Origin of the sequence: Candidatus Pseudomonas auctus (assembly GCF_048654275.1) — a bacterium.
Taxonomy (GTDB): Bacteria; Pseudomonadota; Gammaproteobacteria; order Pseudomonadales; family Pseudomonadaceae; genus Aquipseudomonas; species Aquipseudomonas pharyngis.
In genome coordinates, this window is sequence record NZ_JBJYZK010000004.1 from 308,490 (window position 1) to 325,837 (window position 17,348).

Below are 17,348 nucleotides of genomic sequence, written 5' to 3' on the forward strand. Positions count from 1 at the left end.
TTAATGTGCCTCGCCGGCCTTCAGTCCGGCGGGCAATTTCTTGGTCAGCAAAATCGCCAACATGCTGATCCCCAGCGCAATCCCGACAAAATGAAACGCATCGTTGTAGGCCATGATCAGCGCCTGCTGATGCACGATCTCGCTCAACTTGCCCAGCGCCGCCGTGTCACTGCCGAACCGATCAGTCATCGACGCCAGGCGTTCGGCCACCTGCGGATTGGTCGGCACCACCGCTTCACGCAGGTAATCGAAGTAGGTCTTGGTGCGCGCATCCAGCAGGGTGGCGAGCAGAGCGATGCCGATGGCGCCGCCGAGGTTGCGCAAAATGTTGAACAGGCTCGATGCCGAGCCCGCGTCCTGCGGCAGGATGTACGCCGTGGCGATCAGCGAAATGGTCACCATGATCAGCGGCTGGCCCAGTGCGCGGATGATCTGGATCTGGTTGAACTGCGGCCCGGCGAAATCCGGGTTGAGCACGCCGGAGGAAAAACTCGCCAGCCCGAACAGGCCGAAACCGATCGTGCACAGCCATTTCGGCGAGACGAATTTCATCAGTTTCGGCACCAGCGGAATCAGAAACAGCTGCGGCACGCCCATCCACATGATCACTTCGCCGATCTGCAGGGCGTTGTAGTTCTGGATCTGCGCCAGATACAGCGGCAGCAGATAGATCGAACCGTACAGCCCAACGCCCATGCCGAGGCTGGAAATACTCGACAGCCCGAAATTGCGGTTGCGCAGGATGCCCAGGTTGATCAGCGGATTGGGCTTGGAAATCTGCACGATCACAAAGGTGATCAGGCTCAGCAGGGCGATGCTGCCCAGCGTCACGATCAGGCTCGATTCCAGCCAGTCCTTGCGATGGCCTTCCTCAAGGAAAACCTGCAGGCAACCAAGCCCGATACCCAGGGTGAGAATGCCGGTGTAATCGGTGCTTTTCAGCAGCTCCCAATGCGCTTCTTTTTTCTCCAGGCCGTACATCAGCCCGGCGATCATGATCAGGCCCGGCGGGATGTTGATATAGAAGATGTATTCCCAGCCCCAGTTCTCCGTGAGCCAGCCGCCGAGGGTCGGTCCGATGGATGGGGCGAAGGTAGCGGTCATGGCGAACATCGCCATGCCTTTGGCCCGGTGGTGTTCGGGGAGTTTGATCAGGGTCAGGGTGAAGGCCAGCGGGATCAGCGCGCCACCGGTGAAGCCCTGCATGGCGCGAAACACGATCATGCTCTCCAGGCTCCAGGCCATTGAGCACAGCAGCGACGAAATCAGAAACCCCAGCGACACCCACACCGCCAGCCGCCGTGCCGACAGCAACTGCACCAGCCAGGCGGTCAGCGGGATCATGATGATTTCCGCCACCAGATAAGACGTCGAAATCCACGAGCCTTCTTCAAGCGTCGCCGACAGGGCGCCCTGAATATCCTTGAGCGAGGAGTTGGTGATCTGGATGTCGAGCACCGCCATGAAGGCGCCGAGCATCACGCTCATCACCGCAATCCAGTCCCGCCGGGTCGGTTCGCCGACCGGGCGGATCAGCGAATCACCGGCCATTGTCGGCGGTGTCTTTGATATTCACGGTGGCGGTGACGGACATGCCCGGACGGATCTTGCCGTGCAGCGGGTTATCGGCCTTGAAGGTCAGCTTGACCGGAATCCGCTGCACGACCTTGGTGAAGTTGCCGGTGGCGTTGTCCGGCGGCAACAGGCTGAACTGCGCGCCGGAGGCGGCGAACAGGCTTTCGACTCGGGCTTCGATCGGAGTGTCGCTGTAGGCGTCGAAGGTCAGTTCGGCTTTTTGTCCGGGTTGCATGTGGCCGATCTGGGTTTCCTTGAAATTGGCCTGCACCCAAATGTCTTCGTCCGGAACGATTGAAAGCAGATAGGCGCCGGCCTGCACCACCTGACCATTGCGCGCGGCACGCTGGCCGATCAGGCCGCTGATCGGTGCGTGGATTTCGCTGCGGGTCAGGTTCAGTTCGGCTTGGGCGAGGTCGGCGCGGGCGTTGGCGATCTGCGCATCGAGGCGTTTGATCTCGGCGGTCAGCGCGTTGACCTGCTGGCGCTGGCTCTGGGCATCGGCCTGGGCCTTGGCCACTTGCGAGCGGGCGATATGAGCGTCGGCGGAGAGGGTGGTGACCCGCTCCTCGGAGACGTAGCCGGGTTTACGCAGGGTTTCTGCCCGCGACAAATCCATCTGCGAGCGCCCGAGGGTGGCTTGCGTGGTTGCCACTTGCGCATCGCTGGCGGCGATCAGGCTCGATTGCTGAGTCAATTTGCTCTGGGCCTGCAGGCGTTCGGCTTCGCGGGTGGCGAGGGCGGCATTGGCGCGATCGACGGCGAGACGGAAATCATTCGGTTCGAGACGAATCAGCAACTGGCCTTTTTCCACATGCTGGTTGTCCTGCACCAGCACTTCCTCAATGCGTGCGCTCAACTGGCTCGACACGCGGGTGATTTCACCCTGGACATAGGCGTTGTCGGTGCTTTCATAAAAGCGTCCCTTGAAAAACCAATGGGCGAAAAAGCCCCCGGCAATCAGCAGGACCAGCAACAGGAAAATGAACAGGCGACGCTTGAGTTGGGCAGGCATGGGCAAACTGTAGTCGAGGAATTGTAAGGAAAGTTATCAGCAGGCGAATCTGGCACACAGCCGATGAGCGGTAAATGCCGTCTGTTGATATTCGGCCATTCACCACGGCCAACGGGCGTTCCAGACGCAACCTTGGCTTAAATGCCCTGCCCGCTGGAGCGGGGCGGGTGTCGCCTGTTACCATTCGCCGCTTGATCGTTCTTTGCTTTTCATTCTTTTCGAGACATGCCATGACCACCGTCCGCACTCGCATCGCGCCATCGCCTACCGGGGATCCCCACGTAGGTACCGCTTACATCGCACTGTTCAACTACTGCTTTGCCAAGCAGCACGGCGGTGAGTTCATCCTGCGGATCGAAGACACCGATCAGTTGCGTTCGACCCGCGAGTCCGAACAGCAGATCTTCGACGCCCTGCGCTGGCTGGGTATCGACTGGAGCGAAGGCCCGGACGTCGGCGGCCCGCACGGTCCTTACCGTCAGAGCGAGCGCGGCGATATCTACCAGAAGTACTGCCAGCAGCTGGTCGACATGGGCCACGCCTTCCCGTGCTTCTGCACCGCTGAAGAGCTGGACCAGATGCGCGCCGAGCAAATGGCTCGCGGCGAAACCCCGCGTTACGACGGCCGCGCGCTGCTGCTGTCCAAGGAAGAAGTCGCCCGTCGCCTGGCTGCCGGCGAGCCGCACGTGATCCGCATGAAGGTGCCGAGCGAAGGCGTCTGCGTGGTGCCGGACATGCTGCGTGGGGATGTCGAGATCCCGTGGGATCGCATGGACATGCAAGTGCTGATGAAGACCGACGGCCTGCCGACGTACTTCCTGGCCAACGTGGTCGACGATCACCTGATGGGTATCACCCATGTGCTGCGTGGCGAAGAATGGCTGCCGTCGGCGCCGAAACTGATCCTGCTTTACGAGTATTTCGGCTGGGAACAACCGGAACTGTGCTACATGCCGCTGCTGCGTAACCCGGACAAGAGCAAGCTGTCCAAGCGCAAGAACCCGACTTCGGTGACGTTCTACGAGCGCATGGGCTTCATGCCTGAGGCGATGCTCAACTACCTGGGCCGCATGGGCTGGTCGATGCCGGACGAGCGCGAGAAGTTCTCGCTGCAGGAAATGGTCGACAACTTCGACCTCAAGCGCGTGTCGCTGGGCGGGCCGATTTTCGACATCGAGAAACTGTCGTGGCTCAACGGCCAGTGGCTGCGTGATCTGCCGGTGGAAGAGTTCGCCGCTCGCGTACAGAAGTGGGCGTTCAATTCCGAATACATGATGAAGATCGCGCCGCACGTTCAGGGCCGCGTCGAAACCTTCAGCCAGGTTGCACCGCTGGCCGGATTCTTCTTCGCCGGTGGCGTGAACCCGGATGCCAAGCTGTTCGAATCGAAAAAGCTGTCGGGCGATCAGGTTCGTCAACTGATGCAGTTGATCCTGTGGAAGCTTGAGAGCCTGCGTCAGTGGGAGAAGGACAGCATCACCGCGACGATTCAGGCGGTGGTTGAATCCCTCGAGCTGAAGCTGCGTGACGCGATGCCGCTGATGTTTGCCGCGATCACCGGGCAGGCGAGTTCGGTGTCGGTGCTCGATGCGATGGAAATCCTTGGGCCGGACCTGACCCGTTTCCGTCTGCGCCAGGCGATTGACCTGCTGGGCGGCGTGTCGAAGAAAGAAAACAAAGAGTGGGAAAAACTGTTGGGCGCCATCGCCTGATTGCGTTTGACTCTGCAGGACGCGCCGCAGGCCGGGATCTTTTGATCCCGGCCTGCGGCGTTTTCTCCTGAATTCACGGGGGGAGGGTGGTAAGTGATTGTTATGCCGACAAAAAATTTTGAAATTTTTCAAAAATAAGTTTGACAGCCTTTCGATACGCCCTTAAGATTCGCCCCGTCCTCAGCGATGACATCAACGATGAGGGGCTATAGCTCAGCTGGGAGAGCGCTTGCATGGCATGCAAGAGGTCGACGGTTCGATCCCGTCTAGCTCCACCAATTTACACTTCGAAGCCTGGCCACACCGGCTTCGAAGCGATCAACACTCAGCGTTGATCAGTTGTATAGAAGGGTTTGCGTCCCCTTCGTCTAGTGGCCTAGGACACCGCCCTTTCACGGCGGTAACAGGGGTTCGAGTCCCCTAGGGGACGCCAGTTTTACAGAAGCGATTTTGCAAGATGTCGCTCCGCCGAGAGGCGAAAAATCCGGGGCTATAGCTCAGCTGGGAGAGCGCCTGCATGGCATGCAGGAGGTCAGCGGTTCGATCCCGCTTAGCTCCACCAATTTACAGTTCAAGGTCTGGCCACACCGGCCTTGAATCGATCAGTACTCAGCGCTGATCAGTTGTACAGAAGGTTTGTGTCCCCTTCGTCTAGTGGCCTAGGACACCGCCCTTTCACGGCGGTAACAGGGGTTCGAGTCCCCTAGGGGACGCCACGATTACCCGCTCTGCGGGATTTTATAAGGGTCATTCAATTATTGAATGGCCCTTTTGTTTGTCTGGCGTTTGGCCAAATCCTCTTTTTCCTTAACACTGTGCTTCAGACCAGCGGTCACGCGTGTGACTTGCGGAATATTATTATGAGAATAATATTGCTATCGTAATATTCGGAGGCGACGATGAACGACAAGAAAGCTCAAACCCGCGAACGCATTCTCAAGGCCGCCAGTGCTGCACTGATCCAGCGCGGTCCGGCTGAACCGAGCGTGGGCGAAGTGATGGGTGCGGCCGGCCTGACCGTCGGCGGCTTCTATGCCCACTTCGAAAGCAAGGACGCCATGATGCTTGAGGCGTTCAAGCAATTGCTCGGTCGCCGTCGCGACCTGATTGCCGACATGGATAGCGAGCTGACCGGTGAAGAGCGCCGCGCCCTGGTAGCCGCGTTCTATCTGTCGCGCAAGCATCGCGATTCCAGCGATTCGGCCTGCCCGATTCCGGCCTCCATTGGTGAGCTGGGCCGTCTGCCGGAGGCCTTTCGGATCGCGTTGAACGAACACTTGGAATTGATGATTGCGCAGTTGGCCGCAGCGCCGGAAGACACCGACAAAGCGTTGGCCGACGTGGCCTTGATGGTGGGTGGCCTGGCGCTCGCGAGGGCGTTGGGGCCTGGGGATTTATCCGATCGATTGCTGCGCGCCGCCAAGTCGGCGGTGCGTTGACCTGAAGGCTACAAGCCCGGGGAGAGAGCGATGAGCACGTTGAAGTGGGTTCGCGGCGTTAATGGCACCTTGGGCTGGTTCGCACCGAAACTGGTGGCGAGCAAAATGCGGTTGGCGTTCATGACGCCGCGCGTGAATAAACCGAGGGACTGGGAATTGCCGCTGCTGGCGAAATCCGAACGCATCACCTTGCGCTTCGGTCTTTCGGCCCTGCGCTGGGGGCAAGGCCCGACTGTTTTGCTGATGCACGGCTGGGAAGGGCGGCCCACCCAGTTTGCCGCGTTGATCACTGCGCTGGTTGAAGCGGGTTACACCGTTGTCGCGCTTGATGGCCCGGCCCACGGTCGCTCGCCGGGGCGTGAAGCCAACGTGGTGCTGTTCGCTCGGGCGATGCTTGAAGCCGCTGCCGAATTGCCCCCGTTGCAGGCTGTCATCGGTCACTCCATGGGCGGCGCCAGCGCCATGCTGGCGGTGCAATTAGGATTACGCACCGAAACCCTCGTGAGCATAGCCGCTCCGGCGCGAATTCTTGGTGTTTTGCGCGGATTTGCCCGTTACGTCGGTATGCCACCCAGAGCTCGTTCCGCGTTCATTCGTGAGGTTGAACAGGATGTCGGTATGCGCGCCGCCACCCTCGATGTCGCCCACTATCAACTGGATATGCCAGGCCTGATCGTGCATGCCGAGGACGACACGTTCGTTTCTGTCAAGGAATCCCAATTGATCCACGAATCCTGGTTCGACAGTCGCCTGCTGCGCCTGGAAGCCGGCGGCCATCAGCGCGTGCTGGCCGACCCCCGAGTGATTGATGGCGTGTTATCACTGCTGGCCGGGCGCAGCCTTCAGGCGCGGCAATCGGCGTAGTCATCCGTTACACTGCCCCGGTTGAATCATCTGACCGGGAGTAGGGCATGGGCTGGGATCGGGCAACGCCATTTACCATTGATCTGCAAGTGGGCGCCGAGGACATCGACGGGCTGGGCCACGCCAACAACGCGGTCTACGTGACCTGGCTCGAGCGTTGTGCCTGGCGCCACTCGCAGCGCCTGGGCCTGGATCTGGTCGAGTACCGGCGTCTGGATCGGGCGATGGCCGTGGTGCGACACGAAATCGATTACCTGGCCGCCGCCTACGAAGGCGATGAGCTGCAACTGGCGACCTGGATCGTCGATTGGGATCAGCGCCTGAAAATGACCCGTCACTTCCAGCTGATCCGCCCCAGCGACAACGCCACGCTGCTGCGCGCCCAGACCACCTTCGTCTGCATCGAGCTGTCCACCGGCAGGCCCAAGCGCATGCCCGCCGAGTTCATCGAAGGCTACGGCCCGGCCATACAGACGGCAGACATGGGTTTAACCCGCGAAACCCAGTAAACTGCCGCACGTTTTTCCTTGAGTGTGTGTTTCCCATGCAAATTGCTCTGGCGCCGATGGAAGGGTTGGTCGATGACATCCTGCGCGATGTCCTGACCCGTGTCGGCGGTATTGACTGGTGCGTGACCGAGTTCATTCGGGTCAACGACCAGTTGCTGACCCCGGCCTATTTCCACAAGTTCGGCCCTGAACTGCTCAACGGTGCCCGCACCGCTTCCGGCGTGCCACTGCGCGTGCAGTTGCTGGGTTCCGATCCGGTGTGCCTGGCGGAAAACGCGGCACTGGCCTGCGAGCTGGGCTCCGAAGTGATAGACCTGAACTTCGGTTGCCCGGCCAAGACCGTCAACAAATCCCGCGGCGGTGCGGTACTGCTCAAGGAGCCGGAGTTGCTCAACCGGATCGTCGAGCACGTGCGTCGCGCCGTGCCCGCACACATTCCCGTCACCGCCAAGATGCGCCTGGGGTTCGACAGCCCGGACGGCGCGCTGGTGTGCGCCACGGCGCTGGCCGAGGGCGGCGCCGAGCACATCGTGGTTCACGCCCGCACCAAGGTCGACGGCTATAAGCCGCCGGCGCATTGGGAGTGGATCCCGCGCGTGCAGGACGTGGTCAAGGTGCCGGTGTTTGCCAACGGCGATATCTGGAGCGTCGAAGACTGGCGCCGCTGCCGGGAAATCAGCGGCGTCGAAGACATCATGCTCGGTCGTGGTCTGGTGTCGCGCCCGGATCTGGCCCGTCAGATCGCCGCCGCCCGTGCTGGCGAGGAAGTCGTCGAGATGACCTGGACCGAACTGATGCCACTGATCCAGGACTTCTGGCTGCAAGCCAAAGCGCAAATGACCGCGCGCCAGTCGCCGGGCCGTTTGAAGCAGTGGCTGGCCATGCTGACCCGCAATTACCCTGAGGCCGTTGAGCTGTTTACCGTGCTTCGGCGTGAAACTGAGCCGGATCAGGTCTCGCGTTTACTGGGTTTGCCGGTCGCCGAAGCGGCCTGAAAAAAATCTGTAAATACGCTCTTGAAAACAAAACGCAGGTCCCTATCTAAGGGTTACGCGATGCCGAATTCGGGTCGCGGAGACAAAAAAACTTGCTGATTGTTTTCAGGAGATTTGAATCATGAGTACTGCATTTTCCCTCGCTCCACTGTTCCGTTCCTCGGTGGGTTTCGACCGTTTCAACGACCTGTTCGAAACCGCCCTGCGCAACGAGCCAGGCAGCACCTATCCGCCTTACAACGTGGAAAAACACGGTGACGATCAATACCGCATCGTCGTGGCGGCGGCCGGTTTCCAGGAAGAGGACCTGGAACTGCAAGTCGAAAAGGGCGTGCTGACCATCAGTGGCGGCAAGCGTGATGCCAACGAAGGCGTCACGTTCCTGCACCAGGGCATTGCCCAGCGTGCATTCAAGCTGTCCTTCCGCCTGGCCGATCACATCGAGATCAAGGCTGCCGGTCTGAGCAACGGTCTGTTGAGCATCGACCTGTTGCGCGTGATTCCGGAAGAGGCGAAAGCCAAGCGCATCCCGATCAACGGAGCGCAGCCGGCACTGCAACACTGAGTCACTTGCAGAAACAAATCGTCTGAACGGGCGATAAGCCGCTGAATGAAGGCCCCGATACGTCGGGGCCTTTTTTATGTGCGCAAGAAACGGCTGTTCGACTTTGCCCCCAGCGACGGTTTCTCTACAATCCGCCGCAGTTTGCCGACCTCATCCTAATCGGTCGGCCTGGAGCCTTTTTTCATGGACGATATTCAACAGCGCTGGCTGTGCGCCCTTTCTGCGCCAATGGCAGCGCTCAACACCGGCGCCGGGTACGACGACCCCGCTTTCTGCGACGACCGCTACATCGATCTGAAAGACAGCTGGGGTATCGATGACCGGCGGCAATTGTTCGACATGCTCCAATGGATGACGGACGACGGACATGCCAAGCACCTGAGTGGAGCCTACTCGGCATGGCAACGTTGTCTGCCGAGTGAATGGCAACGCCTGCTCGAAGGGCTGAGCCCTCGCGAGCGTGTTCTGCATGAGTTTGCCAGTCGCACTTTCGGCGGTTGTGGTCCCGGGGGAATTTTGTCCTGGGACTACGGGCGGATGGGATTTCTCCTGCGTTGCGCGGTGCGCAATCAGTGGATTGATCTGGCCGAAAGCAACTGGCTGCACAGTCGTTTGGCCGTCAGGGCGCAGTTTCACTACGGTAACTGGATGTCCTACTTCAATGGCTTTGTTGTGGGTCGCAGCTTTTGGTGCTGCCTGAACACAAGCGATGACGAGTTGGCCTGGGAGCTGGAACGGCAGGGTGACAGTGCTCATAACCTGCGGATCACCCGCGGCCTCGCCCGGAACATCCCGCATTTTCTGGCCGACCTGCCCTGGCACATGGAGATTGATCTGCTGCCCCGCCCTGCATCGCTCAAGGAGTTCGACTGGTCATGAGTTGCTGGATTCGACTGGGCATCGAGCCCACCTCCGACGAAACCCGGATTCGTGATGCCTACCGCGCACGTTTGCCGTCGCATCATCCGGAAACCGATCCGGAAGGTTTTCAGGCGCTGCGCATGGCCTACGAAAATGCCTTGCGCCTGGCGCGTGAAGACGAGCAAGAAGTGCTCGAGGAAGAAACTGAAGAGTCAGAGCAGGAGGTTGTCGAGATCCCGCAGGCGTTCGCGGATTTCTGCGAATTGCTTGACGATCCCGCGCGGCGGTTCAATGTCGCGGCATGGCAGGAATTTGTCGGGGCGCTTGATGAGCTGTCGCTGGAGCAGCTTGATGAACTCAGTTGGGGGCTCTACCACCGGATGGCCGACGCCGGTCCGCTGTCCTACCGCTGCGCGAATCTGTTGGCCAAGCGTATGGCGTGGCATCAGCAGTTACTGGATCTGGAGTTCAACGACGCGCATCGGGTGGAAGCCTTTTTGCAGCGAATCGAAACGCCTGACCCGTTCGATACCGATCTGATGAGCGCCTGGTCAGTGGCTGCGCAGACCGAATCACTTTGGTACGCCCGCAGCCTCGACTTTATTTTCACCCAGCGTCCCCTCCATGAGTTTGCCGACTTCGCCAGCCAGCACACGTGTCTGCCGTTGCCGGATGATGCTGCGTTCATGAAGCGTTTGCTGGTGCAGTTCACCCAGGCGGGCATCGGTGCGCCGATATTTTTGCAGTGCTGTATCGAAAAACAGCTGGAAGCACCGGATGACGTGGACTGGCTCTACCTGTTGGCGTGTCAGAGCAGTCTGCTGGGGCGGGACGATCAGGCATTGCCTTGCTGGATCCGACTGTGGAACGAGTTCCGCCATCCGATGGCCGAAAGTCGTCTGCTGGAATTGTGCGCCAAGCGGCAACCGACTTTTCTGCCCCTGCTGATTCAGGCGTTCGATTGTCTGGACGAGTTTTCTGACTGGCCTGCGGATCTCGGGGATGACGCGCAGGTATACGGCAGTCCGTCACAACGCCCCGAGACGCTGAACCGTTGGTTGGGTGTCGGGCGGTTGAAGCTTGATAGCCTGGCGCAGAGCTTTGTCGATTGGCGCATGACAGGCGATGAGCTCCCGTTGCTTGCCCAACTGCTGGGTGAGAATGCCGACAGCCGGCTGCTGCAACTGTACCGGCATGCCTGGGCGCTGCATCGCGGTGATGCGGTCTTGCTGCAGCGGATTCTGGATCAGCCGCTCCCGGTCGATGCGCTCGAATGCCTGGTGTTGAGCGGGTTCAAAGTTCAGGCCGGACAACATCTGCGCTGGTTGGAGAATGCGCCGATTGCGCAGGCTATGAGCGTATTCAGCGAAGCGGATTCAATATCGCAGCAATTGCCGCAGGCACTGACAACAGGCGAGCTGCACAAGGTCTGTCGCCTGTGGCTGCGTCGATTGCGGCCCTACAGTGACACCGCCCTGGAGCGCATCGCTGAAGCGTTCAAATTGGGCGCCGTCAAAGACGACTGTGACTTATCCGAACTCGATCTGCTTCTTCAATTGAGCCGTCGCGGGATAGGGTTGCCGCCGGCCGGGCTGGGCGAGGCTGCCTGGGAGTGGCACGCTCAAACCGTGTTTTTGCTGGCGTTGCTGGACCAGCCGGAGCGCTGGCTGCCAATGATCGATGGGCAGTGCCTGGAGCGTCTGCCGTTCAGTCCGGCTCATCCTTTGAGCCGACTGCAGCCACTGTTGCGGCGGTTGCAACGCGAGCAAGGCAATTGCGACGGTTTACTGGGCTGGCTGCAAGGCAACGATCCGGTGCACGGCTTGTTGGTGCAGCAATTGTTCAGCGTGCAGCAGGCGCTCGACAGCGCCCGATTGCCTGCCAACACCCTGCTTTACACCTGCATCGAAAGCGACCGCGCTGCGTGTGGCGATGATCTGTTGGGTTTGTTGATGTTCTGGAGCGTGCTCTATCACGACCCGAGCCTGAGCGCCGAGCAGCATCGTGCCTTGCTGCAATCCATCGCAGCAGTCAGTTGCGAGGACGACTGGTTCGAAGGGTTTCGTGACGGCTTGATCAAGGGCGAGCCGATGTGGCCGCCGCGCAAGGTGTTGACGGATTTTGGGGTCGACAAACTGTTGGCGTACGAGGCCCTCGATTCGCTCAAGGCCATGGTTCGCTATGGCGCTGCCGGAGTGCCGAAAACGCGAGTGCTGCGCCAATTGCAGCAGGGCAAGGATGACGTGCAGAACAGTATCGGCTTGCGCCTGGCGCTGTGTGCCTTGCTGTCCTGGTCGGAGCGTTTGATGCTGGCCAAAAGTGATATTCAGCCGGTGCCGGCATTGGCGATCTGGCGCCTGGGGTCGCGGCTGGGGCGCGAGGCTTTTATCGCTCAGGTCCTGGGGTGCGTGGTGATTACGCCGGTGGCAGGATTGATCAGCGGCACCACATTCTTTGGCATTCTGATCCTGTTACTGGGTGTTCTGCTGTTATTCGGCGCCACTCTGCGTCGTTTGCATGATATGGGACGAGGCCTGCCCACATTGCTGATATTCATGGCCTTGTCGCCGATCTTGCCGTTCCTGCCGCTGCTGCTGTTCGGCTTTCCCGGTGACAAGTTGCCCAACCGATATGGCGTGCCACCGGACAGCGGCGCTGGCGAGATGCTGTCCGGTGGTTTGCAGGCTGCTCTGCGGCGGCTCAACGGTTAGAGGCGCAGTTGGTCCAGCGCCTTGTTGAGCTCTGAGCGGTGGCTGGCGATTTCTGCCGGCTGCTGTCCGCCGAGTACCGTGGTGAAGTTGTGCAGCCACTCTGCAATGTGTTCGCGCTGCGTGCCCAGACTCTGCATCCATGCCCGCTCCAGGCGGGCCAGTAGTGTGCGGTTGGGTAATGCGTCGCGCGGATGGACCTTCAGCGTTGACAGTCGGTTATGGCTGTCTCTGCGCGCTTGTTCATCCAGCCCGGTGGGGCTGCGATCGATGCTGTGGCTGTGGCGTTCGCCGGTCTCTAGCAGCGTGACATCGACTTCGAGCAGACCGTTGATGTCGTAACTGAAGCGTACGTCCAGCTCCTGAATGTTATCGGTGGGCGTCAAGGTGACATCGAAAGCGTCAATGAGGATGTTGTCACGTACCCACGGCCGCTCACCCTGATAAACGGCAATGCGCAGCAGCTCCTGTCGGGGATGGGTTGTGTGGTAGCGCTCTACCCGTGACGTCGGGATGATGGTGTTGCGTTCGATGATCGGCGAAAAGGCGCCGTCGATGCCTTTGCCACGCATGGTTGCGATGCCCAGTGTATACGGGCAGACATCGGTCAGAATCAGTTCTTCGATCGCGCCATCGCGCGCCTTGCAGGCCGCTTGCGTGGCCGCACCCAGTGCAACGAGGGTGTCGGGATCAAGATGCCGGTATGGCAGGCGTCCGAACAGTGTGGCGACCAACTGTTGTACCGCAGGCATCCGCGTCGCCCCACCGACCAGCACCAGACTGTCGAGATCCCGTGGTTTCAGGCGCGCATCGCGCAGGGCCTGTTCGATCGGCGCGCGCAATCGTGCCAGCAGCGGTTCCCAGATCTTCACGGCAGCGGCTTCGTCCAGCGACCATTCGTGCAGTTTGTCGGCATGGTGCCAGCTCAAAGATTGAGGGCCTTCGCCGAGTTTGCATTTGAGTTGTTCCAGGGCATCGCCCAGGCTGGCCATGCCTTGCGGATCAATCATCGACGGAGTCAGTCGCCAGTTTTTCAGACAGGCATTCAGCAGTGCAGCGGTAAAGTCCTCCCCACCCAAAAAGTTGTCACCGGTGGACGCATGCACTTCAATCAGCGGCAACGCATATTCCAGCACAGTGACATCGAACGTCCCGCCGCCCAGATCGAAGATCAGCGTGCGTTCGAATTTCTGCTCGTGCAGCCCATACGCCATCGCGGCGGCGGTCGGCTCGTTGATCAGTCGGGAAACCTTCAGGCCTGCCAGTTCGGCGGCAAACAGGGTGCGTTTGCGTTGTTCGTCACTGAAATACGCCGGCACGGAAATCACCGCTTCAGCCACCGGGTGGCCGAGAAAGGCTTCGGCGTCCTGCTTGAGTGAGCCCAGCACCAGTGCCGATAACTCTTCGGGGCTGAAGGTTTTGGTGCCGAGTTCGATCTGCCGGTCGCTGCCCATGAATCGCTTGAACGCGGCGGCTGTTCGTTCCGGGTGGGTCGTCAGGCGTGCGCGTGCGGCTTTGCCGACCAAAATGGTCTCATCTTCATCGAGGCTGACCACCGACGGGGTCAGTACCTCGCCGAGGGCGTTGGGGATCAATCGGGCCTGACCGTACTGCCAGACGGCGATCAAACTGTTGGTGGTGCCAAGGTCAATGCCCAGCAGGGCCGGGCGGGGGAGGGATGCATCCTGCATGATCGATCTCGAAACAGCGCGAAAAAAACGCGACCCTACAGGTTGCCGCCAACCCTGGCAATTACCGGCCAGGGGTCAATGCTCGGGGTAGTAACCGCAGATGTCCGTCATTCCAGCAATCCCTTCAACCCCTCCAGCGGCAATGGTCGGCTGTGCAGATAGCCCTGATACAAATGGCAGCCCAACCCTTGCAGGAAGGCCAGCTGTTCCGGGGTTTCCACGCCTTCGGCGATCACTTCCAGTTCCAGGCTGCGGGCCATGGCGACGATGGCGCGGATGATTTCGGCGTCGTTGGGGTCGGTGGTGGCGTCGCGGATGAACGACTGGTCGATCTTCAGCGTGTCCACCGGCAATCGTTTCAGGTATGTCAGCGATGAATAGCCGGTGCCGAAATCGTCCATGGCAAAACTCACGCCGAGTTTTTTCAGGCGGCGCATTTTGCTGATGGTGTCTTCCAGGTTCTGAATGACGATGCCTTCGGTGATTTCCAGTTTCAACAGCGAGCAGGGCAGGCCGTGGCTGCTCATGCTGTGCTCGATGCGCTCGACGAAGTCGTTCTGGCGGAACTGCCGGGGGCTGATGTTCACACACAGGCTGAAGGCCAGAGGATCGATCAGCTTTTCGGCGATCAATTGTTTGAAGGCTTCGCACGCCTCGTCGAGGATCCAGGTGCCGACCTCCAGAATCAACCCGCTGTCCTCCAGCACCTTGATGAATTCGGTAGGCGATTGCGCGCCGAGTTCCGGGTGATTCCAGCGCACCAGGGCTTCGGCGCCGATGATGCGGTTGTCCTGGGCGTCGATCTGCGGTTGGTAATGCACGTCGAATTCCCCCCGGGCCAGCGCCAGACGCAGGTCGGTCTCCATGCGCAGCCGTTCGCTGGCCGCTTTCTGCATGGTGTTGTGATACATCTGCGTGGTGTTGCGCCCGGAATCCTTGGCGCGGTATAGCGCGATATCGGCGCGTTTGAGCAGATCGGTCGGGGTCGAGCCGTGATCGGGAATCAGCGCCACGCCGATGCTCGGCGTCACTTGCAGACGCTGGCCGTCGAGGAACATCGGCTCCGACAGCAACTCGCGAATGGTGTCGGCCAACTCGCGCACCTGAGCGCTGACTTCGTTGCGCGTGCCCTCCAGGCCACTGAGCAGCACCACGAATTCATCGCCACCGAGCCGCGCCACGGTGTCTTCCATGCGCACGCTGGCTTCAAGCCGTGCGGTGATGATTTTCAGCACCGTGTCGCCGACCGGGTGACCCAGCGAGTCGTTGATGTGCTTGAAGTGATCCAGATCGAGAAACAGCAGCGCACCGCGCAGGTTGTGACGCTTGAGCAGGGCGATCTGCTGGCTCAGGCGATCCATCAGCAGCGCGCGGTTGGGCAGGTTGGTCAGCGGGTCGTGATAGGCCAGATGGCGGATCTGCGCTTCGGCGTTCTTCAGCAGGCTGACGTCCCGGGCGGTGAGCAGCAGGCAGGCGGTTTCGTTGAGAGTGATCGGCTCGACCGAGACTTCCACCGTCAGGATCTCGCCGCGCTTGTTGCGCCCGAGCATTTCCTGATGGTGCACGCGGCCCTTGATCTGTAGCTCGGCCAGCAGTGCCGAACGCTGTTTTTCCTCGGCCCAGATACCGACCTGATACACGGTTTTGCCCACCACTTCGTCGGCGCGATAGCCGGTGAGGCGGCAGAAGCCGTCGTTGACCTCCAGATAGCGCCCGGTGTCGCGCTCGGTGATGGTGATCGCGTCGGGACTGGAGTGAAACGCCTTGGCGAATTTCTCTTCGCTGGCTTTGAGCGCCGCTTCCGAGCGCTGTTGCTGGGTGATGTCGCGCAGCGTGGTGACGATGCACGGCTGGTTACCGACGCTGATCTGGCGGCTGGAAATTACGCAGGTCAGCGACTGGCCGTCCTTGTGCTGGACGATGATCGCGACGTTGCTCAGGCCCTGTTCGCGGATCACCCGTTCGATGCGTTGCAGGCTTTTCGCCGAGGCGTCCCACAGGCCGATTTCTTCGGCGGTGTGGCCAATCACATCGCTGGCACTCCAGCCGAAGGTCTGGGAAAAGCTGGAGTTGATCTCGATGAATTCCCCGGTTTCCTGGCGCGTGACGCAGATCGGGTCGGGGCTGACCTGGAACAGCGTGGCGAATTTCTCTTCCGAAGCCACCAACCGTTGTTCGCGCTCGACCTGATCGGTGATGTCCAGCAGGGTGCCGGCCATCCGCAGCGGTACGCCGTTGTCGTCGCGATAGAGGCGGGCGCGGCTTTCCAGATAACGCGAGCTGCCGTCCGGCAGTTGCACGCGGTAAGTCAGCTGATAATTGCCCGCCGGGCCTTCGCGCAGGCTGCGATAGGCATCGCGCATGCTGTCGCGCTCTTCGCCGGGGACGCCTTCGAAGAATTCTTCGAACGATTCATGGAACGGTTTCGGCTCCAGGCCGTGCAATTGCGCCGCCCGGGCCGAGCCGTAGAGCATGCCGCTGGGAATGTGCCAGTCCCAAGTGCCGAGTTGCGCCGAATCCAGCGCCAGGTCGAGGCGTTCCTGGCTGTCTTTCAGGGCATGTTCGGCGGCTTTGCGCTCGGTGGTGTCGAGAAAGGTGCTGAGCAGGTAAGGCTGGCCTTCAAGTTCAACCTTTTGCGCGCTGAGGATGCCGTCGTGGATCTGGCCGTTGCTGGCGCGGAACTGCACCTCCATGCTGACCAACTCGCCCTTGGCCTTGGTCTTCTTGACCAGTTCCGCCCGTTGTTCGGGATGCACCCACAGCCCCAGCTCCAGGGTGGTGCGACCGATGGCGCTTTGTACCGGCCAGCCGAACAGGCTTTCGAAATACTGGTTGGCCTCGCTGATCAGGCCGTCTTCCTGGCGGGTCAGCAGCACCATGTTCGGGCACAGATGAAACAGTGTGGCAAAACGTTTCTCCGAACTGCTGAGCGCCTGTTCCCGTTGCCGCTGGTGGGTGATTTCGCGGATCACCCCGATCATTCGGGGTCGACCGTGTTTGTCGGGGAGCAGGCTGCCGTTGATCTCCAGCCAGTGCAGGCTGCCGTCGGGCCAGCGGATGCGGTGGTGCATTGCCTGCTCCAGCGGTGCGCCGGCAATCACCGCGTGGAAGGCGCGGATGGTTTTCGCCCGGTCTTCCGGCGGCAGCAGATCGAGGTATTCCAGGTCTTCGGGCAGCGGTTGCCGAGGATCAAAGCCGAACAAGGCCTGAGTGCCCCGCGACCAGCTGATCTGCCCGCGCTCGATGTCCCAGTACCAGGCGCCGAGCCGGGCACCGTTGAGTGCCGCGAGCAATTGCGGCGCGCTCTCCCAGCTCTGCTCGGATCGCCGTGGATCAATGGCCTGAATACGCGGCATCGGCGGAATACGGTTAACAGATTTCGGCATTGTTAAGGGGCCTTGAGCTGATTTGGGC

The 17,348-nt window shown here is 60.6% G+C and carries 12 protein-coding genes and 4 tRNA genes; 12 read left to right on the forward strand and 4 right to left on the reverse strand.

What is annotated here, in order from left to right; genetic code table 11:
* Both ACKUG4_RS10325 and ACKUG4_RS10330 read right to left on the reverse strand, forming a co-directional pair.
* Positions 1-1,551, reverse strand: coding sequence for an MDR family MFS transporter (locus tag ACKUG4_RS10325; RefSeq protein ID WP_007956426.1), 1,551 nt, complete (start codon positions 1,549-1,551; stop codon positions 1-3).
* Positions 1,541-2,590 (reverse strand): HlyD family secretion protein, encoded by a 1,050-nt coding sequence (locus tag ACKUG4_RS10330; protein WP_445433938.1) that lies wholly within the window; start codon positions 2,588-2,590, stop codon positions 1,541-1,543. Before ACKUG4_RS10330 ends, ACKUG4_RS10325 begins: the two co-directional genes overlap by 11 nt.
* A gap of 230 nt (positions 2,591-2,820) precedes the next feature.
* Here ACKUG4_RS10330 and gltX point away from each other — a divergent pair, with 230 nt between their 5' ends.
* The 12 genes from gltX to ACKUG4_RS10390 all read left to right on the forward strand — a co-directional run bounded on the left by gltX (position 2,821) and on the right by ACKUG4_RS10390 (position 12,246).
* Positions 2,821-4,302: a glutamate--tRNA ligase gene (gltX, locus tag ACKUG4_RS10335; RefSeq protein WP_007956429.1), complete on the forward strand. Its 1,482-nt coding sequence runs from the start codon at positions 2,821-2,823 to the stop codon at positions 4,300-4,302.
* A 202-nt stretch (positions 4,303-4,504) separates the two neighbouring features.
* Positions 4,505-4,580: transfer RNA gene (locus ACKUG4_RS10340), tRNA-Ala, on the forward strand.
* 79 nt (positions 4,581-4,659) lie between these two features.
* A tRNA-Glu gene (locus ACKUG4_RS10345) sits at positions 4,660-4,735 on the forward strand.
* Between the two features lie 53 nt (positions 4,736-4,788).
* Positions 4,789-4,864, forward strand: a tRNA-Ala gene (locus tag ACKUG4_RS10350).
* A gap of 78 nt (positions 4,865-4,942) precedes the next feature.
* Positions 4,943-5,018, forward strand: a tRNA-Glu gene (locus ACKUG4_RS10355).
* A 183-nt stretch (positions 5,019-5,201) separates the two neighbouring features.
* Entirely contained in the window at positions 5,202-5,741 is a 540-nt protein-coding gene (locus tag ACKUG4_RS10360) for a TetR/AcrR family transcriptional regulator (protein ID WP_039770145.1), read from the forward strand.
* Between the two features lie 30 nt (positions 5,742-5,771).
* Complete coding sequence (locus ACKUG4_RS10365; protein WP_039770146.1) at positions 5,772-6,605, forward strand: alpha/beta fold hydrolase; 834 nt, start codon at positions 5,772-5,774, stop codon at positions 6,603-6,605.
* 47 nt (positions 6,606-6,652) lie between these two features.
* A complete protein-coding gene (locus ACKUG4_RS10370) occupies positions 6,653-7,114 on the forward strand; it encodes an acyl-CoA thioesterase (protein WP_011333342.1) in 462 nt (153 codons plus the stop codon).
* Between the two features lie 35 nt (positions 7,115-7,149).
* Positions 7,150-8,109, forward strand: a complete 960-nt coding sequence (locus ACKUG4_RS10375) for a tRNA dihydrouridine synthase (RefSeq protein ID WP_085648997.1) — start codon at positions 7,150-7,152, stop codon at positions 8,107-8,109.
* Between the two features lie 121 nt (positions 8,110-8,230).
* Entirely contained in the window at positions 8,231-8,674 is a 444-nt protein-coding gene (locus ACKUG4_RS10380; RefSeq protein ID WP_011333344.1) for an Hsp20 family protein, read from the forward strand.
* Between the two features lie 183 nt (positions 8,675-8,857).
* On the forward strand, positions 8,858-9,553 hold the full coding sequence (locus ACKUG4_RS10385; RefSeq protein WP_085648996.1) for a DUF1266 domain-containing protein: 696 nt from the start codon (positions 8,858-8,860) through the stop codon (positions 9,551-9,553).
* Entirely contained in the window at positions 9,550-12,246 is a 2,697-nt protein-coding gene (locus ACKUG4_RS10390) for a DUF805 domain-containing protein (protein WP_445433939.1), read from the forward strand. Before ACKUG4_RS10385 ends, ACKUG4_RS10390 begins: the two co-directional genes overlap by 4 nt.
* Here ACKUG4_RS10390 and ACKUG4_RS10395 read toward each other — a convergent pair.
* A complete protein-coding gene (locus ACKUG4_RS10395; protein WP_445433940.1) occupies positions 12,243-13,934 on the reverse strand; it encodes an Hsp70 family protein in 1,692 nt (563 codons plus the stop codon). The genes ACKUG4_RS10390 and ACKUG4_RS10395 overlap by 4 nt on opposite strands.
* Before the next feature lie 107 nt (positions 13,935-14,041).
* On the reverse strand, positions 14,042-17,320 hold the full coding sequence (locus ACKUG4_RS10400) for a PAS domain S-box protein (RefSeq protein WP_445433941.1): 3,279 nt from the start codon (positions 17,318-17,320) through the stop codon (positions 14,042-14,044).
* Between the last annotated feature and the right edge of the window lie 28 nt (positions 17,321-17,348).